The sequence below is a fragment of the Priestia sp. YIM B13486 genome, assembly GCF_042787865.1.
GTDB classification, from domain to species: Bacteria; Bacillota; Bacilli; order Bacillales; family Bacillaceae_H; genus Priestia; species Priestia megaterium.
On the sequence record NZ_JBHZOZ010000011.1, the window covers coordinates 77,575 to 103,293 of the forward strand.

The following is a 25,719-nucleotide window of genomic DNA, read 5'->3' on the forward strand; positions in this document are numbered from 1 at the left end:
TAATATATATTTTTTCAAAAAAGGTTCTTTCTACCTTATATTTGTTAAGACGAACCCTTTTGAATATGCCCGTGATTATATGTAAAATTTGTTAACGATAACGACTTGAATATTCGAGAATACTGCGTAGCATTTGACGTGTACTCTGTGATTCGTTTGTGCGTTCTTTATATTCAAGAGGACGACTAGGCGTGGACTTATTTTCTTCTGTATACTGAGAATTTTTGTGTTCTGACACGTTTTTTCACTTCCCTATCTCTATTTTATCCAGAGCAGCTCAAAGCTGCTCTTTTGTCTGTCATTCTTTTATTTATTATGACGACTTACTTTTGCTTTTTGAAGCTCATCTGTATGAATATCGTTTGATAAAATACTTTTATTTACATTATCGACAGCTACTGCACTGCTGCTGACTCCTTGGTTTGTGCTTTTATTTTGTTTACTCATTTCATCCACCTCCATGTGTAACGTCTATATTTTATGGAGTTATAAAAAGAAAATAAGAGGTAGTATTAGGAAAATGACCTTCTTTTCTTTTTGCTTGCATCCTCATATTAAATAAAAATAAAATCTCCATATTTAACAGAATGCACCAGAAATAAATGTTCATACTAAGAGTAGAAATTCTGCATATTCATTTTGAAAATATAGGAGGAAATAAGTGTGAGTACAAATAGCAATACACTATCCATTTTTGCTTTAGGCGGCATTAATGAAATAGGAAAAAATATGTATGCCGTTCAATATGACGATGACATCATTGTGATTGACTGCGGGTCTAAATTTCCTGATGAAAGTTTATTAGGAATTGATTTGATCATACCTGATATTACATACTTACAAGAGAATCGAGAAAAAGTTCGCGCACTGGTTGTGACTCATGGTCATGAAGACCATATTGGAGGTATTCCTTATCTTTTAAAACAGTTAAATCTCCCTATTTATGCAACAAGCCTTACCCTTGGATTAATTGATATTAAACTTCAAGAGCATCAATTATCTGCTGAGACGGAGCTTATTGAAATCAACGAAGAGTCCGAAATTATATTAGGCAATATTCCGCTTTCGTTTTTTAAAACGAATCACAGCATTCCAGATTGTCTCGGCATTGTCTTTCATACCCCTGAAGGAGCTGTTGTGCATACGGGAGATTTTAAGTTTGATTTAACTCCTGTTAACGACCAATATCCAGATCTTCATAAAATGGCGAAAATCGGCAGTGAAGGTGTACTGGCTTTAATATCCGAAAGCACAAATGCTGAACGCCCTGGATTTACGCCTTCAGAAAAGCTAGTTGGCAAACATGTAGAAGAAGCTTTTCGTAAAGCAAAGCGAAAAGTGATTATTTCTACTTTCGCCTCCAACGTTAACCGGGTACAGCAAATTGTAGATGCAGCGATTAAAACGAATAGAAAGCTTGCGCTTCTTGGAAGAAGCATGGTTAACGTTGTATCAGTTGCGTTAGAGAAAGGGTATTTAACTATTCCTGAAGGGATGCTAATTGAACCTTATGAAGTACATTCACTTGCGCCTGAACAAGTCGCTATTCTCTGCACTGGAAGCCAAGGCGAGCCGATGGCCGCTCTATCTAGATTAGCCAGTGGAAATCACCGACAAGTAGAAATTCTTCCTGAAGACACGGTTATTTTATCAGCAGGGCCTATTCCTGGTAATGAACGTAATATCTCTCGTATTGTCGACAGTCTTTTCACACTCGGGGCTCATGTGATTTACGGTTCAGGAAGCGCAACAGGGATGCACGTATCAGGACATGGCTATCAAGAAGAATTAAAATTAATGGCTACACTGATGAAACCAAAGTATTTTATCCCGATTCACGGTGAGTTTCGCATGCTTCATCACCACAGCTTATTAGCGGAATCCGTTGGGGTGGAAAAAGAGAATATTTTTATTATAAATAACGGTGATATTGTTGATATTAAGGGCGGAACAGCTGTTCAAACAAGAAAAATCCCTGCAGGCAATGTATATGTAGACGGTTTTGGCATTGGCGATGTTGGAAACGCGGTTTTACGTGACCGTAAACAACTTTCAGAAGATGGCATGCTGGTTATTGTGATTACTTTAAATAAAACGGAAGGAAAAATTGTTTCTGGTCCAGATACCATTTCGCGAGGTTTTGTTTATACAAGAGACTCAGAGCAGCTATTAAAAGACGTTAATCGACAAGTGACTAAAATCGTAAACCAATTACAAAAAGCGCACGTTCACCAATGGAACATTATGAAAAAAGAAATTAAGACCACCCTTGGACAGTTCTTATATAACCAAACGAAAAGAAGACCTATGATTCTTCCCATCATTATTGAAGTTTAATTCCTCCAGCAAAAACTGCCTTAGTCCCCACTAAGGCAGTTTTTCCTTTATAAATCCGAAGCTTAACCTGAAGTTAGAAGTTGCCTTCTGTAGTTTATGAATAGGCACTGCTTTTATATGTATGGTTAAAAGTGCTAGGTGTATTTCTTCTTTTTTACCCCATTCTATAAGAGAGATATTTCACTGCAAATATCTTGTGAAAGTATCCTATCCTTGAGGTGATTATGATGAATGATAAAAATCATGTAGATCAGCATTCAGAACTATTCCGCCACAACTGGACGAGACCGAAGCGTTCAAAGTCCCAAGTAAATGGACATACAGAGATGTCTCAAACGAACATCATCCTGCGAAGTAATGCAAAAGCTCATCGTTGGTAAGGATACGCTTCAACAAAAAAAGACGCGAACGCGTCTTTTTTTGTTATTGACCGTCTGCCCCGCTTTGAGTTATCTTGCGAATATGACCATCTTCATAATTATTTTCTCGTAGCGCTTTTGCTTTGTCATCTACTACTTGTTTTTGATCTACTTGTGAAGAAGGAGTCTGCTTGTTTTTTGGCATGATCATAACCACCTTTTATTTTTGTAATTGTACAACGTGCATAGTATCCCTCATAAAGATTAAATATATGTTAGCTAGCGGCTTCTTCTTCTTTCCACTTATGGCGCAGTTTCAAAATAACAAGACTTATAACAATTAAAAAGCCTAAGCTTGCAAAAAAGCCCGGTCTGCTTGCAGATTCTAACAGCGTACCGCTTACTGCTAGCAGGATTAATAAGAGGCCAACAGCTTGTTTCACTTTATCCCAAACGGTTTGTTTGATTAAGCGATGAAAGGAAATTAAAATAAAGAACCAGTTATAAATCAGCATCAGTCCCGCTGCTGTTGTAATGTACTCATAAATTTTCCCGGGCAATAGCAAGGAAAGAACAATAGAAACAATTAATCCTGCTGTTGTTAAAAGTAAAGCCGGTAAAGGAAACTGCAGCTTTTTCTGTTTTTGTTTTGAAAACAATGCAGGAGCATCTCCATCTTCTGAAAGAGTGACAATCATTGTTGTTACGGAAAAAAAAGACGCTGACATTGTTGAGAAACCCGCAATAATCATTGCTCCATTAAAAACATGAGGGAAAAATGGAAGATGGTATGTTTCTAAAGCCGTTACAAATGGACTTTGATTTCCATGAAAATCATGAAATGGCACAATTAAAATAGCTAAACTCAGTGAAACAATATAAATAATTCCAAGAAGAATAAGCATAGTTCTTCCCGCTTTCGGTGCGTCTTCTTTTTTTTCTAAACGAACCGTCATGATCCCCATAACTTCGATGCCGCCGAAAGCATAAAAGGCATAAAGCAAAGCGCCCCATAAACCTAAAAATCCATGAGGAAATACTTCACTTATCGTTCGCGGCACTCCTTGTTTGGCACCTTCGTCAAGAAATCCAAATAAAGCGAGACTAGCTAGTACAATAAACATTAAAATAGCAGCCACCTTTGTGACAGCAAATACATTTTCCATTCGTTCAAAGCCTTTTGTTCCGATTAATACAACAGCAATGCCTAAAACAGCATAAATAGAGGCAAAGACCCACAGTGGAATATCTTCAAACCAAAAACGTGTAAAAAGAGATAAAGCCGTGAGCTGACTCCCCATGATTAGCATCTCTGAACTCCAGTACACCCATCCGCTGCTAAAACCTGCCCATCTTCCATAAGCTTTTTTAGCATAGGAGCGAAACGAACCTTTTTGAGGATCTTGAGCACTCATTTTAGCAAGAGCGTCAAATACAATAAATGTACATACTGCTGCTAGTAAAAAAGCAATTAATACGGAGGGACCCGTGGCTTTTATTGCAATACTTGATCCTAAAAAATAGCCTGTACCGATGATGCACCCTACCCCGATTAAAGACAGCTGCCACCATTTTAATTTCCCTTCAACCTGACTTCCGCAGCCTATTTTCTTTTTCATACTATCACTCCTTACACCTCGATGTAGTGTGTGATAGTTTGAAAAATTTATGCGCAAAAAGAGGCAGCTTTCTACTATTTTTCAGCAGATAGAAAACGCTTTAAATTCAATTCTGCTTTCTCTCCTTTTAAATAATGAATTGCTGTACAGCTTGCCAGCCGAAATATATACCAAATCCTATTAGAGAAAGACCCGATATAACGGAAACTGCAGTCAAAAACGTCGCCGCTAAATACCTTCGAAAAGTGCTTGCTAAAGCTGCCATAGCAATATCCCAGCATAAAATCCCTGTAAAAATAGCACAGCTGTATAAAATAAGCTGTTCTGTTTCGTATGTATTAGCTGTTTTGGCTAAAACAGAGCCATAAATACCCAGCCAAAAAAGAATAGTAAGCGGGTTTGTTAATGAAATGAAAAAACCTGAAAAAAAACACTTTACTACCGAATCTCCTTTTACGTTCCGATGCTGTGTAATTTTCCCTGCGCTCATTAATCCTTCAATACCGGTATAAATTAATACAAAGCACCCAAACGAAAAAAGAAACGTTTTCATAAAATCGCTGCTTAAAAAATGAACGGACCCAAAATAAACCACAAGCATATAAAGAGCGTCAACCGATGTTGCTCCTATCCCTAAGAACCAAGCATGTAAAAAACCATTTTTAATTCCTTTATCAAGCTGAGCGGCGTTAATTGGACCGATTGGCGCGGCTAACGATAGCCCTAATAACATATAGCTGAAAAAAGCTCCCACATACATCCCTCCCTGCTTCTGAGGTTTTATAAATTAAACTATGATAAATGTATGCAGCCTACTTAGCTTGTACTACGTAATTTTCATTTTATTTCTAAGTCCTTTTGTATAGCTGCGGAAAAGCGGCGCATGTTAACTGTAAATACTATACAGAAGGATGAGAGGCATGAATTCATACACTCATATTAAAGAAGCACTACAATTAGCTGAGCAGGCTGTTTATCAAGGACAGATGAATTTGAATGGAGCTAATTTTCAAAATGCTCAAATGCATTTGAATATCGTTCAGCAGCAAATTAATGAACAAAAAGAAGCGGCGTCTGGTGATAAAGAATTAAGAAGAATGGAAGAGCACTTAAGACATTTACGCGAAGCGCAGCAGGCTATTCAGCAAAATTTTTAGTAAGGGTAGTTGTAACTTTTTTTACTTTTATACGAAAAACTAAAAAAGCTCTACGAACTCACTGAGTTCGTAGAGCTTTTGATCTTCACCTGCAGCTTTTAAGAGCTGCGTAAAGAGTAAATTTTTTTCTTTATTCTTATACATACTTTCCATAATCCGGACGAGCAATCTCATCAAAATTCTTCGTAAGCTTCAATAAATTAGTTGAAAGCCATTCGCCGGAAACCGGTTTTCCATGTCCTGTCACCGCCGCAGATGGATGAAGTGACTGAAGAACTTCAACTGATTTTTTGGCAGATGCCCAGTCCGTAGTTAAATAACGAGGAGGACCGCTAATTTCCAATTCTTGCTCTAGTACATCCAGTAAATATTCTTGCCTAGTGGTAACAAAAGCATCCCCGGCGATAAGGGCAAGATCCCGCTTTCTAAAAAGAGAAATATGTCCTGGAGAATGACCAGGGGTGTGAACCCATTCCCATTCCGGCATATGGGGTACAGAACCGTCGGCTGGTAAAGCTTGCACATGAGAACCTAAATCAATGGCTTCCGTTGGAAATAGCGGAGAAAGCTTTGCTACAAGCCCGCCTTCCACTGTACCATCTGGTGTAGGATAATTTTTTTTACCCGTCACATATGGAAGTTCAAGCGGATGTGCATATACCGGTATTTTCCACTTCTCCACTAGTTCAATAATAGATCCAATATGATCAAAATGTGCATGTGTCAGAATAATTGCTTTTGGTTTTTTTTCTTTTCCAAACCTTTCTTCTGCCTCTTTGATAATCATAGAAGCCGAATTAGGCATTCCCGCATCCACAAGTACAAAACTATTTTCTTTGTCTGGATTTCCTATAAAACATATGTTAACAATCTGCGTAGTGTAGCTGTAGATATCCGGTGCCACTTCGACTCCTTTTCCACTGGCTATAGAGCTCATGGGAATAAAACTTTCCGTTGATGAACTTCCGTGCATCTCTCTGTTCACTTTATAATTCCCTCCTTTAACGTGTCACTTCATATACGTGATACACGTTTATGCTATCCACCTTTGCTTCCGTTATTCTTTTTTTAACTAGCTCTCTTTTATATATCCATAAAAAAAAAGAAAGGAGAAAAACTCCTTTCTTTTTTTACATCAATTATACTTTTGCCGGAACTTTAACGCCCATGATTGCTTTTGGCTCTAGATATTCTTCAATACCAAATGCTCCCCACTCGCGTCCAATACCAGATTGTTTGAATCCACCGAATGGTGCAGCTCTGTCTTGCTCAGCATCGTTGACGATGATTTGACCAGCTCTAATATTTTTAGCAACATAGTCAAGTGTTTCTTGGTCTTTTCCGACCGCATAGCCTGCAAGTCCATAAATTGTATCATTCGCAATTTCAAGAGCTTGCTCTAAATCCTCATACGTAATAATAGTTGTTACAGGTCCAAAGATTTCTTCTTGTGCAATAACCATATCATTTGAAACGTCGGTAAAGACTGTCGGTTTAACAAAGTATCCTGTCTCTAAGCCGTCTGGTTTACCCGTTCCGCCAGTAAGAAGTGTTGCACCTTCGTCCATTCCTTTTTTAATATAATCCTGTACGCGATCCCACTGTTTTTCCGCTACGAGCGGTCCAGTTACGTTGTCTTTATTTAATGGATCACCAACTGGGAATGATGGTAGAACCTTCTTCACTGCTTCTTCAAATTTTTCTTTCATAGAGGCAGGAATGATAATGCGCGTTGCTGCCGTACATACCTGCCCTGTATTCATTGCAATGTGTGAAACTGCTATTTTAGCCGCTTCTTCTACATCCGCATCCTCTAATACAACTAGCGGCGATTTCCCGCCTAGCTCAAGCGCTACTTTTTTGATTGTTTTAGCCGCATTTTGCATGATTTTCTCGCCTACAGCACCTGATCCTGTAAATGATACAAAATCAATGTCCGGGTGAGAACTAATACCGTCACCGATTGTGCTTCCCGTTCCGTTTACAAGGTTAAAGGCACCTTTTGGTACACCAGCTTCATCAATGATCTCTGCTAATATCATCGCTGCATACGGTGTAAGTTCTGATGGTTTTAATACCATTGGACTTCCTGCTGCAATAGCTCCTGCAATTTTAGTAGAGGTCTGATTTGTTGGGAAGTTCCATGGTGTAATAAGTCCGCTTACTCCAATAGACTCTTTTACGACCTTGTAGCTTGCATGATCTTTTTCAAATGTGTAATCTTCAAGTGCATTAGCTGCTTCTTTAAAGTGGCTGAGTCCCATTTCATAGTGAACTTCTTCTGAAATCTTTAAAGGAGCGCCAAGCTCTTCAGTCATAACTTCAATAAGCTCCTGTTTACGCTTTTCATATCCTTTTGCAATATTGCGAAGCATTTTAATTCGCTCTTCTTTTGTTGTTCTTGAAAATGTGGGAAGAGCTGCTTTAGCTGCTGCCACGGCTTTATCTAGATCTTCTTTTGTACCTAAGCTAATTTTACCAATTGATTTTTCAGTAGCAGGATTGATCACATCTGACGTTTCGTTTCCTGTTGATTCAATCCATTCGCCGTTAATAAAGTGTTTTAAATTTGTACGCATTGATTTGATCTCTCCTTTTAGTTTGTTAATTGTTGAACTATGTCATCTAGTTTTTATCTACCCGCCTGTCTGCTTCTCAAACACCGCTTCTATTATTTTTTGTTTCTTTCACTGTCTTACCCCTTTTCCAATCGGCGTTTCGCAGCTGACATTATTTTTCCTCATCGCTTACGCTTCTGCGTGATCTCACTAAATGAAACCTACGTTCACCATAACCACAAAAAAATCCGAACGAGTTTGATTCTCCATCAAGAATCTCGGTTCCTCGTTCGGATCTTCTTTCCACTAAAACACTTTTGTTCCCCTTCTTTTTGTATTAACGTACTTCTTGTAAACGATGTACCGCTCTGCTTTCAATTAACGGTTCTGTTTGCTGTCTGTATTGTTGATAGTGAGGTGTTTCAATGTGAGCTTCAACATCTTCTTGGCTTTTCCATTTCTCATAAAAAACAAATGTGCCTGCTTTGTCTGTATCCTGGTGGAGAGTGTATTGAATACATCCTTTTTCTTCTCTTGATGGTTTAATAACTTTTACTAACTCTGATCGAAGCTCTTCTTCTTTTCCTGGCTTGGCTTGCAAAATGGCGTTAATAATAATTTCTGACATCGTTTTTCCTCATTTCTTTAAAAATATTCTCCATAAAAAGCTTCCCTCTTTTTGAATTTATTACACTGACCATCATATTTTTTGTATGATGATTGATTTCTCTAGTTCAAGACGGCACAACATACATGTTATCCACATCGGTCTTTCTTGATGCTGTTCATAAAAAAGCCTGTAGGCTATAAGCCTACAGGCTTTTTTACATCTTATTTCAATAAGTGTTTCACGACTGCTTTAGCTACACTGATTGTTGACTGAGGATTTTGACCTGTTATTAGGTTGCCATCTGCTTGTACATTATCTGCCCAGTTTGGAGCAGTTACTACATTTGCCCCAAGTTCACGCAGACGTGTTCCCAAAAGAAACGGCATGAAGCGGTCCAATGTTGTTTCACGTTCTTCATCATCTGTAAACGCAGCGACATCTTTTCCTTCGACCAACGGCTTTTCATCTGATAATGTAACACCTACTAAGCCTGCGGGTCCGTGGCATACAGCGGCTACTACTTTGTCTCCTTCGTATAGTTCACGAATTAAAGCGTGGAGCGTTTGATTATCTGGCAGATCAAACATTGTGCCGTGACCGCCTGGTAAGAAAACAGCATCGAATTTAGCACTGTCTGTAATGGTATCAAGTTTTAGAGTATTCTCTAGATGCTTAGCTGTATTTAAGATTTCTTGAGAAGTCTCCCCTTCAAGGCTGCGAGCATCCACCGGCGCTTTTCCTCCTACAGGACTTGCTACAGTAATCGTAAATCCAGCTTTTTCGAACTCTACGTACGCTTCACCAAATTCTGAAAGCCAAAGGCCTGTTGGATGATTTTCTTTCATTTTGTCAGCCGTTGTTACGACCATTAATATATGTTTAGACATAGTAACGTCCTCCTGTAAATAAAGATAGTATTTTCTGTTTCTGCCTTACACACCCTATTGTAAGAGAGGAATTACTATAATACAAATTAGAAAATATCTGCTTATCCATAAATATTTTTATAGATAATGTGTCTTTGTTAATAAAGCATCTGCGAAAAAACAACCGTATATCTGAATGTATTTTTTATACACTCAAAAAAACCGCCCTTTTGAATAAGCGCGGTTTTTTCCAGAAAAGCATAGAATCTATCTTTTATTTTAAAGAACAGATTGAGCGTTCATTTGTTTCACTTTCTTTTCTCCCGTTCTTTTAAGACTTACCATAAAAATAAACGAAATACAGTACAGCCCCGCCAAGTACGTCATCGCTACTGTCATATCATAGCTTTGCAAAAGATAGCCGACAAGAATGGGGGATAACCCTCCGAGCGCTCGCCCAAAGTTAAAAATGGTGTTCGTTGCAGTGCTGCGCACTTCTACTGAATAGTGGCTGCTGATCAATGCTCCGTATCCCGCGAACATTCCGTTTGAGAAAAATCCGACCACAGCTCCTCCTATAAGCAGCCCTGCACCTCCTTCGGCATACGAGTATAAAAATACCGCACAAGCTGAAGCAAGAAGAAAGATTCCAAAAGTACGTTTCGATCCAAAACGGTCCATAAATTGACCAAATGTTAGCATGCCTATAATCATTCCAACGGCTGTACTGATTGTCCAAAGAGCTGAACTTGAAACAGAGAGGCCTTGTGATTGCTGAAGCATAGACGGAAGCCATATCATAAGTCCGTTATAGCCTGCAATTTGGACTGTAGCCATCACTGCCAGCGAAATAGTCGTCATCGCCGTCCTAGGCGTAGCGAATAATTGACGAAGCTTACCATTATTTTTAACAACCGCTGTTTTCTCTTTTTGAGCTTGTAGCCACTCAGGAGATTCGTTTAAATTTTTTCGTACGATAAAAGCAAAAATGACGGGGATGATTCCCACAAAAAACAGCGCTCTCCATCCGAAAATCGGCAGGATCAGAGAACTTAAAAGCGCCGCAAGGATCACTCCAAATTGTGCGCCAATACTAACATAGGATGAAGCTCGTCCTTGCTTATGTTTCGGCCACGCTTCTGCTACAAGAGCCATACCGATCCCGTACTCTCCTCCAGCCCCAATTCCGGCAATAAATCGCGAAGCATACACTTGTTCAACATTTGCTGCAAAACCTGTTAATGCCGTTCCGACTGCAAATAGAAGAACCGTGTAGGTAAAAACCCGCACTCTTCCAAATTTATCTGCTAAAATTCCGAAGATGACTCCACCTATCAGCATTCCTATATTCGTAATAGAAGAAATAAGTCCACCTGTTGCTAAATCAATGTGAAATTCAGCAATAATCATTGACATAGCAAACGAGATAAACATAATGTCCATCCCTTCTAACGTCAAACCTGCTACTGATGCTACAACTGTCTTGTTACGATAATTCATGTTGTTCCACCCTCCAGTGTATTCTTTCCGTATCAACGCTCTTTCTTTTTTGAAGGAATGGATAAATAACATATCTCCATTCTCTTTTGAAGCCTCTCTGGACTTCGTTTAAAAGAGGTAAGTAACACATAAAAGCCCTTTTGTCGCAGAGGGCAAAAGGGCACAGATAGGCATAGAAGCAGTAAATGAGTGATCCGTCCTTTTCGGCCTCTCTGGACCGTCTTAAAGGCAGTTATTATATTAATTATTATGTTAACACGCCGCACAGAACCTTTCAATAAGAAAAATATCTTCTTTAAAGCAGCTATGTACATCTTTCACTTTTTACATACACACTATTTCGTTCATTATTTTTTCAAATATGGTTAAAACCAAAGCCTAATGTATCATGTTCAAAGCCTTTTTTAGGCGCACCTATCGTTCCATACACACAAACGCTAATCCATTCGTCGCTTGATCCTGAAAACTCAATTTTTCCGCGCACGATTGAAAATGTGAGTCCTACCGTCCGTAAAATATCACCCAGCTGCAGCGTTCCTCGACTAACTCCTTGAATGGCTTCAAGTATAGCATGATAAAGAGCGTGAACTTCCCGGTACGACTGGGCATTAATAATTTTGTTTGTCTTGGCGCTCGTTTCAATTGCCGCCACGACTTTAGACAGCTCCATCGCTCCGACTTTTCCTACTGTGTAGCTGTATCCTCTCTCATTAATTTCCTTTTCAATACCTTCAGCTAGTTCCGTATTATGTAAAAGAACGAGTAAAGATGTTAATCTTCCCATTGAAAAATCATTAACTTGTTGAAATTTATTGCTCAACTGTCATTCCCTCCCTTCTATCCCCTTATTATTTTAACAGACGGTACCTAAAAAGGTGCTGATTATTCAACGAACGAGCGCTCACTTAAAGGATTAGGAGATCTATGTGTATTGTCCAACACTGTTACGAAGTAGAACTTGCATAAACAAGGAACCTACCTTTTTAGTAAGCGCTTACTTTATTTTCAAAGAAGAAATCATTTTTCTCTACTTACGTTAAGACAAGCTGTGATTCAACTTTTAACTTTCCCAGCATCTCTCTCGTCATTTTTTCTAGGTTATATTCTGTTTTAAATCCCCACTCTTCTATCGCACAGCTGGAATCTATATGGTTAGGCCAGCTTTCAGCAATTGCTTGTCGAACAGGATCTACTTGGTAATTCAGAACAAATTCCGGAATCGTTTTTCTGATTTCAGTCGCCATTTGTTCTGGATCAAAACTCATGGCAGAAACGTTAAATGAATTTCGGTGCTTAAGCTTAGAACCATCTGCTTCCATTAGTTGGATAACAGCATTTAATGCATCAGGCATATACATCATATCCATATATGTTCCTTTGTCAATATAGGACGTATATCGCTTATGCTTAACGGCTTCATAATAAATTTCAACAGCGTAGTCCGTTGTTCCTCCACCTGGAGGCGTTACGTATGAAATTAAGCCTGGAAAACGTAGCCCTCGTGTATCTACTCCGAATTTATGGTGGTAGTAATCGCAAAGTAATTCACCCGCTACTTTATTAACACCATACATCGTGGTAGGACGTTGAATTGTATCCTGCGGCGTCCAGTCTTTTGGAGTCGTTGGACCAAATGCACCAATTGAACTTGGAGTGAAAAATTGACACTGAAGCTCGCGTGCTACTTCGAGCGCGTTTACTAATCCGCCCATATTTAGATTCCAAGCTAGAAGCGGTTTTTGCTCGGCTGTCGCTGATAACAGCGCAGCCAAGTGAATAATCGTATCAACTTTATGCTTTTTAGCGATCGTAAATAACGCAGTCTGATCCGTTACATCTAAAATCTCGAATGGACCTGAAGTCACGACATCGCTCGTCGTTTTGCGAATATCGGTGGCAATAATATTTTCTGAACCATATATCTCTCTCATTTTCGTCGTTAACTCAGAACCGATTTGCCCTAAAGAACCCGTTATTAATACTTTTTTCATGTCAATATCCTCCTCGTGTACTGCCTAGATTAAACGTTTAGATTAATTTCATTTCCTTGCCTACTTGTTTGTAGATACGAAGTGCTTCATCTAACATTTCTTTCGTATGAGCAGCCGTCGGCATATTGCGAACGCGTCCTGTCCCTCTTGGAACGGTTGGGAAAACAATTGATTTAGCGTATACCCCTTCTTCTATTAATCTCTCACTAAAAATCTGCGTTTGGTTTTCCTCTCCTATGATGCACGGAGTGATAGGTGTTTCACTTTCTCCAATGTTAAAGCCTAGTTCTTTTAGTCCTTGCTTTAAATACCGACTGTTTTCCCACATTTGCTGCTGCAGCTCTGTACTTGTGCTTAGGATTTCGATTGCTTTTATACAGGCAGCAGCCGTGCCTGGTGTAATAGCAGTCGAAAACAAAAACGGACGGCTTCTTACTTTTAACCAGTCGATTAAGTCTTTTTTTCCGGCTACGTACCCACCTACAGCTCCAATCGCTTTTGATAATGTTCCAATCTGGAAGTCTACTTTTTCAGATAAGCCAAAATGTTTGACTGTGCCCATGCCGTTCCCTAATACGCCCGACCCGTGAGCATCATCTACGTATGTGATTAAGTCAAATTCCTCTGCGATTTCTACAATTTCCGGAAGCTTAGCAATGTCTCCATCCATTGAGAATACACCATCGGTAATTACCATTATTTTATTATATAAACCGGATTTTTGTGCTTCGCCCGCTTTTACACGAAGATCTTCCATATCTGAATGCTTAAAAGGAATAATTTTTGCTTTTGATAGCCGGCATCCGTCAATAATTGAAGCGTGATTCAGCTCATCTGATAAAATCGCATCATGTTTATCCATAACCGCGGAGATGGCTGCCATATTACAGTTAAAGCCAGACTGATAAGCTATAGCTGCTTCTGTATGCTTAAACTCGGCTAGCTTTTCCTCTAGCTTAATATGAATATCTAGAGTTCCATTAATCGTTCGGACAGCTCCAGCCCCCACTCCGTATTTTTCAGTGGCTTCGTTGCACGCGTTAATAAGCCTCTCGTCTGTAGCAAGACCCAAATAATTGTTGGATGATAAATTAATTAATTGCTTTCCCTCAATTTGAATCACAGGTCCGTTTGGCCCCTCTACCGGATTAATGACATTGTATAATCCTTTATCTTTTAAATCTTCTAAATTATTATTCAAGAATTCTTTTAAACGTCTGCTTGTCATCTTCCATACCCCCTCATTGTTGTTCAACACGTCTTATAAACTTCTCTTTTCCCCATTAAAAGATTAATCTAAGCACTTACAGTATATGAGTTAAAAATCAAGTGTATTCCTGAGAAAGACAAATGTTTCTTTTGAAAGCGCTTAAAATTCAATGCTTATAGAATTCATAATAATAAACAACTAGGTAAATGTCCATACTAAAAAAACAAAAAATAAAAAATTTTCTGCATTGATAAGAATCCTTCTTATTATGAATGAGTTTACGGGAACGTTATCAGACAATATCTTTTTTATTTTCTTTCTTTGATAATTCTTCTAAGGAAGAGACTGATATATAACGAAATCAATCCACTCAATAGCTAGATATGTGAAAGCTACATTCACCATACCTATAAAAAATCCGAACGAGTTTGATTCATAATCAAACTCGTTCGGATTATCCTTCAACTAAACTGGTTTTGTAACAGCCTCTTTCGTTACTTTTGCATAGATATAGTCTTTATTTTTTTATGTTCGTTTTTTACTAATAAGCATGAAACAGCAAAGCTTAGTAATGCAGCTAAAAACGTTCCACTGTAAATAATGTGCACACCTGATGCAAGAATTTCATGCAGCTTTGACAGTTCTTCTGCTGGTACTCCGCCTGTCTCAAACGAAGCATTTAAATTCTCTTGCCCTAATTTCTTTGCTTGTGAAAGTGTCACTAAATTAAAGATTGTACCAAACACCGCAGAACCTAGCGTTTGACTAAATGTATTTGTAAACGTATTAAGAGCCACCGCTACTCCTCTTTTGCTAGCCGGGACCGATGATTGAATAACTAGCATAAAAATAGGCGTAATAATACCCATTCCTAACCCAAGGACCCCAACGGCTACATAAATTAAAAATACGGGTGAGTGAGTGGAAACTAAAAACAGCATAAAACAAGCCGTACTTACAATTGCCGTGCCCAGCGTAAGGATGGAGTGCGTTTTAAGACGCCCTACTAAATTCCCTGAAAGCAGTGAACCAATCGTCCAGCATACTGGCATAGGCATTAATACAAAACCAGCAGCGGTTGCACTTTTCCCCAGCACTCCTTGACTCCAAATTGGAAGGTAGACCGTAATACTAATAACTACTGATCCCACAAGAAGTGTTAATAAGTTTATAACAGATACACTTCGAATGGAAAACAGTTCAAGCGGGATAAGAGGTTCGGGAGATTTCTTTTCTATATAAATAAAGCCAATGAATGTTAGAACAGCTAGAACAAATAACCCTATAATGGTCGGATCTCCCCAGTTTTGATGCTGACTTCCGGTTAAAAGCGCGTATAAAAACGCAATTGTTCCCACTGAAAACGTCACCGCTCCAATATAATCGATATAGCGTTTTTCTTTTACCACTTCTTCTTTATAGTTTACTAAAAGAACAAAAAAAGCCATTAGTCCAAACGGTATATTTAAAAAGAAAATATAGCGCCAAGACAGCGTATCCACTAAGAATCCTCCAAGAAGAGGCCCGAGAACTCCCGCAACTCCCCAAACTGCGCTAATCCACCCTTGCGCTTTGGCTCTTTCTTTTGCTTCTTCATACAAGTCGCCAATAATAATCATTGTAAGCGGCATAACGACCCCGGCGCCCAGCCCTTGGATCGCTCTATAGACAATTAATTGCTGCATCGAAAAGCTAAGTCCGCAAAGTATCGATCCGATTAAGAAAATAATGATTCCAACAAGCATAACTTTTTTGCGGCCGAATAGATCCGCTAACTTTCCGTATATAGGTGTAGATACAGCAGTTGTCAGCATATAAATGGCATATACCCAGCTAACTAGCTCAATGCCCGACAAATCACTTGTAATTCTTGGAACAGCCGTACTGACAATGGTTCCTTCCATTGCAGCTAAAACAGTGACAAGCAGCAGCGCTGTCATGATTCGTTTCCTCATCTTTCTCTCTCCTTGCAACTGCGGGCATACCATGGTTTTTCTTATAGAAGATAAAAGCGGTTTCAATATACGGATACCCTTTTAGCCTTTATATGTATGTGATGCCCCGCATATAGTTGCTGCCATATGCAGCCAAATAATTATTTTACTATAAATTTTTCCAAAGCGATAGATAATTTCAAAAATATGACTTTCCTCTCATTGATAGAAACATGCGTACATGATGTTTTATTTCCTTTTTAAATTGCAAAAAAGCACCCCGTAACACCTGGTACGGGATGCTTTTATATATTTTGTATGATCAACTTAAGCGGGGATCTTTTAATAAACGTTCCATTTCTTCCATATGATTTGTTTCATCTGCAATCATATCTTCAAGCTTTACAACAAGCTCTGTTAACCCTAACTCTTCCGCTTGTTTTTTACGCTCTTCGTAGCGCTGGATAGTTTCTTTTTCAGCCTTGCTCGCTTCTTTAAGCATTTCCGTTACGTTTGAGACGTGCTTCACCTCAGCTGGCTTTGTTGTTGGCTCACCGCCAAGGTTTTTGATTTTTTCTGATAAATAAAGGGCATGTCCTTGCTCATCAGGAATTTCTCCTTCAAAGAAAGGTTTTAAAATTTGATATTCTAGGCCGGTTACTGTAGACGCATAGTAAGTGTACTGAATAACCGCCGAATATTCACCCGCTAAATCGGTATTAAGTCCCTCTATTAGTTGTCTCATTTTCTCTTCCATTTGAATAAACACCCTTTCATTTGCTGTTAGTAGACATGTACCCTTTCTATCTAGTCCTAAACCACAATAAGGCGATATTCTGCTCCTTCTTTTTAAAAGTAGGGAAATTACTGAAGAGAGCGAAGATGTTTGATTTCTATATTTTTAAAGAGAGACGTTCCTCCTTGAGAGAAAAGCGTAATTCCTTGGTCGTTGTGACGCGGAAACACCTCGCTAGAATGCACAGTTTTTCCATCATCAACAAAGACTTCAATGCTTGATTTATCTACCAATATCTTCAAATGAACATTTTTCTTGCCTGCATCAAAGTAATCACGGCTTTCCACATACTTTTTGCTTTGATCAGGCTGATTGCTATAGCTTCTGTTCACATATGAGACGTTATCTTTTGCAAAAATGCCCACATCAATGTGCCGCTTTTGATCTGCGGACTCTCGAAGTCGTAAGCCTACATTTTCTGCATCTGACCATGAAATATCTGTATCAAGCTGATAAGCTTCACCTTTTACCTTTAACTTTTTCTCTCCGTTTACTTCTACTTGTTCAACAGAGTTTGTTGAATCAGTTAGCTGATTTAATTCTTCGACAGGCTTTGATAACAGGCTGTACTGATCGTCTTCTTGTTTTGAAAGCGTAATTTCCCGGGTTACTGAATCGAAGCCGTTAAACCCTTCTTTCATCGTTGGCGTCTTATCTGGATAATCCCAGTTGTTCATCCATGCAAAAGCGTAGCGTTTTTCTAAGGAACCTTTATTTTTACCGTCTTCAAACGTGACTGCTCCGTACCAATCGAAACCATGATCGAGCCATTGCGGCTCGTCCATATCGGGAGTGAATGTTGTTCCATCGTAATTTCCTGTCCAATAAGCATAGGTGTTTGGCTTTCTGCTTTCTTTTCCATTTGCACTTGTCCCGAGAACCCACTTAACTGTCCCGTCATCTGCCTTCATTTGAAAAAGATCTGGACATTCGGTAATGCCAATGTCTTTAGTTACAAATCCTCCCGTATACGTCCAATCCTTTAGATTAGAAGATTCATAAAATCCGATTTTTTCACCTTCTGACATGACGAGAACCCACTTGTCATGTTCATTATCCCATATGACTTTGGGATCTCTAAAATCTTTGGTGCCTGGATTAGGCATGATAGGATTTTTGCTATATGATTTAAAGGTTTTTCCTCTATCGGTACTATACCATAGATACTGTTCTTGCTTTTGTCCATCGGCAGAAGGCTGGGTCATAATGGCTACAATTGCGTCTTTACCAAAGCCTGCTGTGTTATCTTTATCCTCTACAACGGATCCGGACCATATATCGCCATTTTTATTTGTATACTTTGGAATAGCTACTCCTTCATCTTTCCAATGAACCAAATCTTTAGACGTTGCATGTCGCCATTCCGTCCCGTTCCCTTTAGGATAATCATGATTGTATAAGTAATAGTAATGATATTTCCCGTCAAAATAAATGGGCTTTTGAGGATCATTTTTCCATTTATCAGGCGTACTAAAGTGATACACCGGGCGAGAAGTGGATTCACTTTTATTCTCTTTTTCTTTTCCTTGGTCTTTTGTATCCTCTTTTTTGGATACGGCTGTTATAATAAGTCCGGCTATTATAACTAAAAGAACGGCAAGCGTTATCCATTTATAAGCACCTTTTTTCTTCAAACAAACCCCAACCTTTCTCTTTTTTGTCTACATCGAATAAAACAAAAGAAAATGGTGATTACAATCACCATTTCCTTTTATTGCTATTGCAAAGCGCTCAGTCTTCATCTACTGTTAACTGACCTTGCTCAAGAACACGATCTTTTACAACAGATGTTTTTGAACCGTCAATGTTCACTAAGAAGCTTGGTGCAAATGTAGAGTGGTTGTCTTCATAAAAGCCTCTATTTGTCATGTAGCTTGTAATAACGACATTATCGCCTTTTGTTTGAGGTACAGCAAAGTGAGAATACGTGAATGTTTTATCATTAGGATCTAAATCCATATGAAGAACTAATCCTGTATCATTTAAAGGCTTATATTTTCCTGTTAACGTATTTGAAACATAGCCTAGCATATACACATCATCTTGTCCGATTCCATCAATCGTCATTTTAGATCCGCGAGAATCGGTGAACAAGTACCATTTTCCATCTTTTTTGAAAATGTTTGCACGTTCAATTTCGTCTGTAACTGTGTTTGATGTAATAAGCGGCTTCATTACTTTTTTGAGCGTATAGTCATCATTTAACTCAATAATGCCCAAAGCCCCGTTTGCTAAAGAAGCTTTTTCTTTATTAGATCCTTCAAGAAGCTTTTTCTTTTCAGATTGGAAGAAAGGATTGTTTCCTCCGTAGTATGCTCTGTTATATAGAGAGTCTTCGCCTTGATAGCCATCTTCTGTTCCTGTGTTAGCTTCGAAAACAAGGTACTTATGTCCGTTGTCTTCTATGTAATGAGGATCTCTTAGCGTATGGTTATCCCCTGTGTCATAACCGCCTTCATCAATAAACTGCTGAACCGTTTGATAAATCTTTCCGTCACCGTCAAAGATTGACTTGTAATCTTCTACTCCATCAACTTTTAACGTATTATCGTTTGGCTGAGACATGTTCACTTGAGCTGTCGTTAACGTTTGTTTTCCGTATTGTTTACCTGAATAATCCGTGTAGAACAAACGAACTTTACCATCTTTTGTTAACGTGGCAGAACCAGACCATTCTTGTGTTTGATTTTTAAGATGCGGGTCATTTGGAACGAATTTATCGCTGTCTTTAAACACTCTTCCAGCGTTTTTCCAGCTGTCAATTGATTTGTCTCCAGCTTTTTTATAGAAAAGATAAACAGACGTGTCATTCGAATCTTTTGGATCACCTGCTAGGGCAAACACAATTTGATATCCATGATAAGTCGCTACTGTTCCATCAGCATTTTGTAATGGCCAGCTGTCCCATACATCTAAGTCAATTGTATTTCCTGATGCATTTTTTCCTTTAGCAGAAGCAATGTTTTTAATAGTTGATTCATCAAAAGCAGGAACTTTAAACTGATCACTGTTTTGCTGCTGTGGAATTTTCACCATATTATCGCGAGTAATATGCGAAATTCCGTAGCTATTATTAAAGTCTTTGCTGTCGTTTCCTTTAGCAAATGTTTGATATCCCCCGCCTACTAGTAGGGCTGCAGCCAATGTAGCAGCAGTTGTATGCTTAGCAACTCGTTTCATTTTCATATGTTTTCTCCTTTTGTGTTAGTAAAGAATATAAATTTATTAATTCAATTAGCTATCAAAAATCCGAAAACAGAACCGGTTCCGTTCAACCAAAAGATTACTTGGATAAATGGCGAAAGTCAAACATGCCAAATGTAGCTATTTCTCATTTTCATCTTTTTCCTTGAGCTGTAACTAGGACCAAAGTTTACGTGTAAGGGCCTTTTTTATGTAACCGTTTTTCCAACAAAAGTGTAAGGCTTTTTTTATATTTCAAACCACGATTTCCAGCCGTTGCGTTTTATACTTTCTACATGATTAAACACTTTATCTTTCCAGCATTGAAAGCGCTATTCCGTTTTTTATACTTTCCGACCATTCTATTTTCATCAATCTCTTGAAAAAATCAGTACTTTTTTTTTATTAGCCGGATATGAAAACGTTCTATTCTTTTTCCTTTCTAAAGATTAGGATGATAATAATAAAGGTCTAAAGTATGTTTTCAGAAAAAAATATTCCTTCTTTTTACCTACTCATTTTTATCTTTTTTAATGCATTATACGCTCTCCCTTTTGTAAAAAGAGAGAGCGTATAATGCATTTTTTGAATATTAAGAGTCTAAGCCAGTTGCTTTTCCTTCACGGCTGGAATCAGCTGCTCCAAATAAACGGCCGGTTTCTTTATCAATTTGAATACCTTGAACATTTCCGATTGGGAATGGCTCATCTCCAAAATTAAATCCCATGGCTTCTAGCTCTCCCTTGGCATTCATATCCACTCCGGCTTCCCAACCGATAAGTGATCCTGTACTATTAAAAATTCTTGGTTCTTCAATCGCTTCTTTTATATCCATTCCATAGTCTAAGACATTCATAAGCGTTTGAAACACAGACCCTACAATCGTTGGTCCGCCTGGAGACCCTAAAGTAAGTACAGGTTCGCTGTCTTTAAAAACGATGGTTGGACTTTTACAGCTAACCGGACGCTTTCCTGCATCCGCTTGATTTAATCCTCCAGGAATAGCATCAAAATCAGTAAGCTCGTTGTTGAGTAAAAACCCATGGTCTTTAACCATAATTCCTGTACCAAAAGGATGTTCCACAGTTGATGTACAAGCGACAATATTGCCCCAGCGGTCAACTACCGTGAAGTGAGTTGTTTCACTAAGCTCACGTTCAGGTTCATAAGGCTGACGCACAACGTTCACTTTTTGGCCTTTCTCATAATCCCACGGGTTGCCAAAATCAACTTTCTCATTTTTATGCTTCCAATTAATCAATTTTTGACGTTCCTTTATATATTCATCATTTAAAAGCCCTTTTAGTGGAATATCACTGTAGGCTGGATCTCCAGAGAATGCAATTTTATCTGAAAATGCAATACGCATAGCTTCTGCAAACAAATAATACTTTTCCCAAGATTTCACGTCGTACTGAGACACATCAAAGTCCTCTAATATCTTTAAGATTTGCAGCACGGTGGTTCCTCCTGCACTAGGCATGTTGGAAGAAGCAATTCGGTATCCTTTATAATCTCCCCACACGGGCTCATCAATCTTAATCTGGTATTCTTTCAAATCCGACAGTTCCATAAAACCGCCGTGCTCTTTGATCGTTGAAATAATGGCTTCTGCAATTTCACCTTCATAAAAAGCCTCAATACCTTTTTCTTGAAGAATGCGGAAGGTTTTAGCAAGATCTTTTTTATTAATCATATCTCCTTCTTGCATAGGCTTGCCGTTTGGAGAATATAGCTGCTTAGCATGTTCTCCTAGTCGATAGGCATATGTTTTTAAAATATCTCCAAGAACCCAGTTTGTTTCCACACCTGCTTCTGCTGCTTTGGCAGCAGGTTCAATCAATTCAGCAAGGGGTTTTATTCCATACTCTTTACGAGCTGCTTCCATCGCCTTTAAAATCCCTGGAATTCCAATTGCCGTTGCATGAGTAGAACGCTTTCTAAACGGAATAACTTCTTTATTTTCATCAAGAAACATTTCAGGATAGGCTGCTTTAGGAGCCTGAGAATGCCCGTCAAAAATTTTAGTTGTTTTGCTTTCATTGTGGTATACCATAAAAAAGCCGCTGCCTCCAATACCCGTCATCATCGGCTCTCCAACGTTGAGTCCAAACTGAACGGCAATTGCTGCATCAATTGCATTGCCTCCGGCTTTTAGCACTTGTTCTCCGGCGTCTGTTGCAATTGGATGAGCACTGGCTACCATTCCTGTTTTTCCAACCGCTGTTTCTCTTCTATATGAACTCTTTCCTGAACGAGATAAACTTTTGCCATTAATCATCTTTTACGACCTCCTAGTTACTTACTTTATCTGGGATATTGGTAAAATACCCTATTGCTTTTGGGATAAAACTGTTTAAATTTGTATTGATTACTTTAACCATCCTATTTATAGACCAATATCCCTAGCGTATTTTAAGCCTTTGAAAGCCGTAAAATAGAAAAAGTGCCAACCCTTTTTGTTCTAAAAAAAGGTTAGCACTTTTTGCGTTTTCTAACGTTTATACACTTTTACACTTGTACCGAAGCTACTTCATTATTTACGTTCAGCAGGTCATAAAGCTCTAGAAGTCTTCCTATTTCATAGGTTGAATTCCAATTTGTATCATTCTTTTTTTTCTGAGGATTAAGCCAGCACGTGTCAATACCCGCCAGCTGCCCGCCTTGAATGTCTGCACTCAAAGAATCTCCAATAATTAATGTTTCATGTACGGACAACTCTGTTATACGTGAAAAAACATAATCAAAATATTCCTTCATAGGCTTTTGAAAGCCCGTATCTTCTGAAACAAATACTTCTTTAAAATAAGGATATAGACCTGAGTCCTGAAGGCGCTTATATTGCGTAGCCGATACGCCATTTGTAACAACATATAACTCATAGTGACAGCTCAGGTTTTTAATTACCTCAAACGCTCCGTCAATGAGCTGATGGCCATTGTTCAAATATGTTCGGTACTCTGTTTCAAGTAGCTTTCCGTCTTTTTCTATTCCATATTCTTTACATAGAGTAGAAAAGCGGGTATTTACAACTTGCTCACGGCTTATTTTATTTTCTTCAAAAGCTGTCCATAACCCCTGGTTGATCAAACTATAACGTTTTTTGCTTTCCTCAGTCAGCGGAATATCGTGGTTAGCAAAAAGAAGCTGTAAAGCCTGCTCTTCGGCTGCGTTAAAATCCAAAAGCGTATTATCAATGTCAAATAGCAGCGTTCGATATGTTTTCATTCTTCTCTCTCCCCTTCAACTAATCTATTGCTTTTTCTATTCGTATATATTGTCGTTTGCTAGACAGCTCAGTTTTTCCTTATCTTTGAGAATAATGGAGCCTTTCTTTTTTTCAATAACTCCTTGCGCTACAAATTTCTGAAGAACACGATTTAAATGCCGGTAAGTCGTTCCGATTAAATTAGCTATATCTTTTAAGCTTTCTGTTTTTTGATTCATAACCAAATGCGATTCTTCACAAAAAATAGAGAGTAAGTAACTAGCCAGCCGCACTTCAACTGGGTACATTAAATTAAAGCTTAGCGAGTTCGATTTTGCGCAAAACTTTTTTGTGAGCATTTCCAATAAAAACGTCAGCAGCTGTGGATCCTTGCTCGCATGCTGTTTTAATCGTTTGTATGGTATACCAATAACAACTAAAGGTGAAACGGCTTCAACCGTATTCATAATATCAACATCTTGTACGTACTCAATATCACCTATTACTTCCAGGGGCTGTTTAAAAGAAAGAACAAGCGTCTTGCCTTCGGGCGATATGGTATAAACTTTAACCTTGCCTTTCATCAATATGTACAAACAGTAGGACGCATCTCCTTGAGAACAAAGACGTTCCCCTGCGTCGACATCATACAGTGACAAATGCGGTAGTAACTCTTTTTTGAAAACCGACTCTAATTTATAAGTATTTATATACTCCATCAGCTGTTTCTCACTTGTAATTTCCCTCATGTTTTCCTCTCCATCATAACGGTTTCTTTTATTAAACAATAACATTTCCTAAAATAAAAAGGACATATGTCTCAAATAAATTTTTAATTTTTACGTTATGTTCATAGCTCACTTTCAAGATAAATATATACACAAAAAAGACTCCAGCTTGTTCGCTTAGAGTCTTTTTTTGCTAAACGCTCTTTTTATTTCTACCGTATCCAACGTAAATAAAGACGCCAATCAGCATCCAGCCGATTGAATACATCCACGTTTTCATTGATAAGTTGAACATGAGAAAGATACAGCAAAGAATAGCAATAATCGGAATAAATGGTACAAAAGGTACTTTGAAACCGCGCTTTAGGTTAGGCTGAGTTTTTCGCAGAACCAAAATCGAAAATGAAACGGCAGCAAACGTGACAATCGCTAGCATATTCGCTAAATCTGCCAGCTGTTTTAAATCAACAAAACCAGCTACAACAGCGCCTAACGCGCCCACAAGCCATGTGGATATGACAGGTTCGCTGTTTTTTCGGTTTACTTTCGCAAAAAGAGACGGCAATAATCCATCATGGCTCATTGACATCAGTATGCGAGGCACGACAAACAAATAAGCAAATACGACGGCCATAATACCAATAACCGCTCCTATAGATACAATGAGCGCTGCCCATTCTTGTCCTACGCTATTGAGCGCATATGACAGCGCATCACCTACGTTTAGCTCTTTATAAGAAACCATTCCTGTTAATACTAATGCAATTACTACGTAAATGACTGCACAAACACTTAGTGCAATCAAAATGCCTAGCGGCAAGTTTCTTTGCGGATTTTTCACTTCTTCTGCCGAAGTAGAAATGGCATCAAATCCGTTATAAGCAAAAAAGACGGAAGCTGCGCCTGCAAAGATTCCTTTCACACCAAAAGGAGTAAATGGGTGCCAGTTATTTGTATGAATAAAAAAGACGCCGACGGCTACAAATAAAAGAACAATACCTATCTTGATTAAAACCATTAAGTTATTTATTTTTTTACTTTCTTTTACCCCTCTTGTTAATAAAAACGACATGCACAGCACAATAAATACCGCAGGAAGATTAATAATACCTCCACCGCTTGGTATGGCCGTGAACGATTCAGGAAGTCTAATACCAAATTCGGTAAGCACATTATTCACATAAGATGACCATCCGCCCGCTACGGAAGCTAAAGATACCGTATAGCATCCCACGATGGACCACCCTATCAAATGCGCTACAAATTTTCCTAGTGAAACATATATGTATGTATATGCGCCTCCTGAACTTGGAATAGCTGAACCAAATTCTGCATAACACAGCGCAACAAGAATACAGGCTACTGCAGAAATAACAAAGGAAATGGAGACCGAGGGCCCTGCATCCCTCGCGGCAACTAACCCTGCTATAACCAGAACTCCTGTCCCAATAGTTGCTCCTACTCCCATCAAAATCACATCAAATAACCCTAGTGTCTTAGTTGATTCTTTTGCCGCATTTTCCTCTAACAGCTTGTTAACATCTTTTTTTGCAAACAGATTACTCATGATGACTAACCTCTCTTCATCTCATTACGAATGACTACTTTTTAGTGGTAGATCTTTCTATATATGTAACAGTGAATTATTTTACTACATTTAATT

24 protein-coding genes are annotated in these 25,719 nt (G+C 38.6%); 3 read left to right on the forward strand and 21 right to left on the reverse strand.

Going from position 1 to position 25,719, the window contains the following annotated elements:
- Positions 1 to 91 precede the first annotated feature (91 nt).
- Both ACFX4G_RS22555 and ACFX4G_RS22560 read right to left on the reverse strand, forming a co-directional pair.
- Positions 92 to 238 (reverse strand): hypothetical protein, encoded by a 147-nt coding sequence (locus tag ACFX4G_RS22555; RefSeq protein ID WP_377577140.1) that lies wholly within the window; start codon positions 236 to 238, stop codon positions 92 to 94.
- Positions 239 to 306: 68 nt separating this feature from the next.
- Positions 307 to 447: a hypothetical protein gene (locus tag ACFX4G_RS22560; protein WP_377577143.1), complete on the reverse strand. Its 141-nt coding sequence runs from the start codon at positions 445 to 447 to the stop codon at positions 307 to 309.
- Positions 448 to 663: 216 nt separating this feature from the next.
- On the opposite strand from ACFX4G_RS22560, the gene ACFX4G_RS22565 reads away from it, so the two are divergent.
- Entirely contained in the window at positions 664 to 2,337 is a 1,674-nt protein-coding gene (locus tag ACFX4G_RS22565; protein ID WP_097823859.1) for a ribonuclease J, read from the forward strand.
- Between the two features lie 227 nt (positions 2,338 to 2,564).
- Complete coding sequence (locus ACFX4G_RS22570) at positions 2,565 to 2,717, forward strand: YpzG family protein (protein ID WP_014460817.1); 153 nt, start codon at positions 2,565 to 2,567, stop codon at positions 2,715 to 2,717.
- Positions 2,718 to 2,760: 43 nt separating this feature from the next.
- On the opposite strand, the gene ACFX4G_RS22575 is transcribed toward ACFX4G_RS22570, so the two are convergent.
- The 3 genes from ACFX4G_RS22575 to ACFX4G_RS22585 form a co-directional block, all read right to left on the reverse strand.
- On the reverse strand, positions 2,761 to 2,901 hold the full coding sequence (locus tag ACFX4G_RS22575; RefSeq protein WP_013082476.1) for a hypothetical protein: 141 nt from the start codon (positions 2,899 to 2,901) through the stop codon (positions 2,761 to 2,763).
- A 70-nt stretch (positions 2,902 to 2,971) separates the two neighbouring features.
- A complete protein-coding gene (locus tag ACFX4G_RS22580) occupies positions 2,972 to 4,315 on the reverse strand; it encodes an amino acid permease (protein WP_377577146.1) in 1,344 nt (447 codons plus the stop codon).
- Positions 4,316 to 4,442: 127 nt separating this feature from the next.
- The gene (locus ACFX4G_RS22585) at positions 4,443 to 5,069 is read right to left on the reverse strand and encodes a LysE family transporter (RefSeq protein ID WP_097823861.1); all 627 of its coding nucleotides are present in this window, start codon (positions 5,067 to 5,069) and stop codon (positions 4,443 to 4,445) included.
- A 166-nt stretch (positions 5,070 to 5,235) separates the two neighbouring features.
- On the opposite strand from ACFX4G_RS22585, the gene ACFX4G_RS22590 reads away from it, so the two are divergent.
- Positions 5,236 to 5,472 (forward strand): hypothetical protein, encoded by a 237-nt coding sequence (locus ACFX4G_RS22590; RefSeq protein ID WP_014460820.1) that lies wholly within the window; start codon positions 5,236 to 5,238, stop codon positions 5,470 to 5,472.
- 136 nt (positions 5,473 to 5,608) lie between these two features.
- Here ACFX4G_RS22590 and ACFX4G_RS22595 read toward each other — a convergent pair whose 3' ends face one another.
- From ACFX4G_RS22595 to ACFX4G_RS22670, 16 genes are all read right to left on the reverse strand, one after another.
- Entirely contained in the window at positions 5,609 to 6,457 is an 849-nt protein-coding gene (locus ACFX4G_RS22595) for an MBL fold metallo-hydrolase (RefSeq protein WP_377577150.1), read from the reverse strand.
- A 154-nt stretch (positions 6,458 to 6,611) separates the two neighbouring features.
- Positions 6,612 to 8,051 (reverse strand): aldehyde dehydrogenase family protein, encoded by a 1,440-nt coding sequence (locus ACFX4G_RS22600; RefSeq protein ID WP_377577153.1) that lies wholly within the window; start codon positions 8,049 to 8,051, stop codon positions 6,612 to 6,614.
- Positions 8,052 to 8,367: 316 nt separating this feature from the next.
- Complete coding sequence (locus ACFX4G_RS22605; protein WP_028408112.1) at positions 8,368 to 8,658, reverse strand: putative quinol monooxygenase; 291 nt, start codon at positions 8,656 to 8,658, stop codon at positions 8,368 to 8,370.
- Positions 8,659 to 8,861: 203 nt separating this feature from the next.
- Entirely contained in the window at positions 8,862 to 9,527 is a 666-nt protein-coding gene (locus ACFX4G_RS22610) for a type 1 glutamine amidotransferase domain-containing protein (RefSeq protein ID WP_377577156.1), read from the reverse strand.
- A 258-nt stretch (positions 9,528 to 9,785) separates the two neighbouring features.
- Positions 9,786 to 11,006 carry an MFS transporter gene (locus ACFX4G_RS22615; protein ID WP_377577159.1) on the reverse strand — a complete coding sequence of 407 codons (1,221 nt, stop codon included), beginning with the start codon at positions 11,004 to 11,006 and terminating at the stop codon, positions 9,786 to 9,788.
- 355 nt (positions 11,007 to 11,361) lie between these two features.
- Positions 11,362 to 11,826 (reverse strand): histidine utilization transcription antiterminator HutP, encoded by a 465-nt coding sequence (gene hutP, locus ACFX4G_RS22620; RefSeq protein WP_013056267.1) that lies wholly within the window; start codon positions 11,824 to 11,826, stop codon positions 11,362 to 11,364.
- 211 nt (positions 11,827 to 12,037) lie between these two features.
- Positions 12,038 to 12,997, reverse strand: a complete 960-nt coding sequence (locus ACFX4G_RS22625) for an L-threonine 3-dehydrogenase (protein WP_016763582.1) — start codon at positions 12,995 to 12,997, stop codon at positions 12,038 to 12,040.
- 37 nt (positions 12,998 to 13,034) lie between these two features.
- Positions 13,035 to 14,225 carry a glycine C-acetyltransferase gene (locus ACFX4G_RS22630; protein WP_377577162.1) on the reverse strand — a complete coding sequence of 397 codons (1,191 nt, stop codon included), beginning with the start codon at positions 14,223 to 14,225 and terminating at the stop codon, positions 13,035 to 13,037.
- A 476-nt stretch (positions 14,226 to 14,701) separates the two neighbouring features.
- The gene (locus ACFX4G_RS22635) at positions 14,702 to 16,162 is read right to left on the reverse strand and encodes an MDR family MFS transporter (protein WP_043979162.1); all 1,461 of its coding nucleotides are present in this window, start codon (positions 16,160 to 16,162) and stop codon (positions 14,702 to 14,704) included.
- A gap of 301 nt (positions 16,163 to 16,463) precedes the next feature.
- The gene (locus ACFX4G_RS22640) at positions 16,464 to 16,898 is read right to left on the reverse strand and encodes a ferritin-like domain-containing protein (RefSeq protein WP_013056263.1); all 435 of its coding nucleotides are present in this window, start codon (positions 16,896 to 16,898) and stop codon (positions 16,464 to 16,466) included.
- A 107-nt stretch (positions 16,899 to 17,005) separates the two neighbouring features.
- Complete coding sequence (locus ACFX4G_RS22645) at positions 17,006 to 18,571, reverse strand: glycoside hydrolase family 32 protein (protein ID WP_377577165.1); 1,566 nt, start codon at positions 18,569 to 18,571, stop codon at positions 17,006 to 17,008.
- A gap of 97 nt (positions 18,572 to 18,668) precedes the next feature.
- A complete protein-coding gene (locus tag ACFX4G_RS22650; RefSeq protein WP_097823867.1) occupies positions 18,669 to 20,123 on the reverse strand; it encodes a glycoside hydrolase family 68 protein in 1,455 nt (484 codons plus the stop codon).
- 589 nt (positions 20,124 to 20,712) lie between these two features.
- Positions 20,713 to 22,401, reverse strand: coding sequence for a gamma-glutamyltransferase (gene ggt / locus ACFX4G_RS22655; RefSeq protein ID WP_377577170.1), 1,689 nt, complete (start codon positions 22,399 to 22,401; stop codon positions 20,713 to 20,715).
- A gap of 230 nt (positions 22,402 to 22,631) precedes the next feature.
- Positions 22,632 to 23,348 carry a YjjG family noncanonical pyrimidine nucleotidase gene (locus tag ACFX4G_RS22660; RefSeq protein ID WP_097823869.1) on the reverse strand — a complete coding sequence of 239 codons (717 nt, stop codon included), beginning with the start codon at positions 23,346 to 23,348 and terminating at the stop codon, positions 22,632 to 22,634.
- 36 nt (positions 23,349 to 23,384) lie between these two features.
- The gene (locus ACFX4G_RS22665) at positions 23,385 to 24,077 is read right to left on the reverse strand and encodes a Crp/Fnr family transcriptional regulator (protein ID WP_377577173.1); all 693 of its coding nucleotides are present in this window, start codon (positions 24,075 to 24,077) and stop codon (positions 23,385 to 23,387) included.
- Between the two features lie 172 nt (positions 24,078 to 24,249).
- Complete coding sequence (locus tag ACFX4G_RS22670; RefSeq protein ID WP_043979177.1) at positions 24,250 to 25,623, reverse strand: amino acid permease; 1,374 nt, start codon at positions 25,621 to 25,623, stop codon at positions 24,250 to 24,252.
- Positions 25,624 to 25,719 lie beyond the last annotated feature (96 nt).

Bases quoted from the DNA above. Each gene is read 5' to 3' on its own strand.
- ACFX4G_RS22560 (WP_377577143.1), bottom strand. From the start codon at position 447: ATGAGTAAACAAAATAAAAGCACAAACCAAGGAGTCAGCAGCAGTGCA.
- ACFX4G_RS22570 (WP_014460817.1), top strand. From the start codon at position 2,565: ATGAATGATAAAAATCATGTAGATCAGCATTCAGAACTATTCCGCCAC.
- ACFX4G_RS22575 (WP_013082476.1), bottom strand. From the start codon at position 2,901: ATGCCAAAAAACAAGCAGACTCCTTCTTCACAAGTAGATCAAAAACAA.
- ACFX4G_RS22580 (WP_377577146.1), bottom strand. From the start codon at position 4,315: ATGAAAAAGAAAATAGGCTGCGGAAGTCAGGTTGAAGGGAAATTAAAA.
- ACFX4G_RS22590 (WP_014460820.1), top strand. From the start codon at position 5,236: ATGAATTCATACACTCATATTAAAGAAGCACTACAATTAGCTGAGCAG.
- ACFX4G_RS22600 (WP_377577153.1), bottom strand. From the start codon at position 8,051: ATGCGTACAAATTTAAAACACTTTATTAACGGCGAATGGATTGAATCA.
- ACFX4G_RS22605 (WP_028408112.1), bottom strand. From the start codon at position 8,658: ATGTCAGAAATTATTATTAACGCCATTTTGCAAGCCAAGCCAGGAAAA.
- ACFX4G_RS22610 (WP_377577156.1), bottom strand. From the start codon at position 9,527: ATGTCTAAACATATATTAATGGTCGTAACAACGGCTGACAAAATGAAA.
- ACFX4G_RS22615 (WP_377577159.1), bottom strand. From the start codon at position 11,006: ATGAATTATCGTAACAAGACAGTTGTAGCATCAGTAGCAGGTTTGACG.
- ACFX4G_RS22625 (WP_016763582.1), bottom strand. From the start codon at position 12,997: ATGAAAAAAGTATTAATAACGGGTTCTTTAGGGCAAATCGGTTCTGAG.
- ACFX4G_RS22630 (WP_377577162.1), bottom strand. From the start codon at position 14,225: ATGACAAGCAGACGTTTAAAAGAATTCTTGAATAATAATTTAGAAGAT.
- ACFX4G_RS22635 (WP_043979162.1), bottom strand. From the start codon at position 16,162: ATGAGGAAACGAATCATGACAGCGCTGCTGCTTGTCACTGTTTTAGCT.
- ACFX4G_RS22640 (WP_013056263.1), bottom strand. From the start codon at position 16,898: ATGGAAGAGAAAATGAGACAACTAATAGAGGGACTTAATACCGATTTA.
- ACFX4G_RS22650 (WP_097823867.1), bottom strand. From the start codon at position 20,123: ATGAAAATGAAACGAGTTGCTAAGCATACAACTGCTGCTACATTGGCT.
- ggt (WP_377577170.1), bottom strand. From the start codon at position 22,401: ATGATTAATGGCAAAAGTTTATCTCGTTCAGGAAAGAGTTCATATAGA.
- ACFX4G_RS22660 (WP_097823869.1), bottom strand. From the start codon at position 23,348: ATGAAAACATATCGAACGCTGCTATTTGACATTGATAATACGCTTTTG.
- ACFX4G_RS22665 (WP_377577173.1), bottom strand. From the start codon at position 24,077: ATGAGGGAAATTACAAGTGAGAAACAGCTGATGGAGTATATAAATACT.
- ACFX4G_RS22670 (WP_043979177.1), bottom strand. From the start codon at position 25,623: ATGAGTAATCTGTTTGCAAAAAAAGATGTTAACAAGCTGTTAGAGGAA.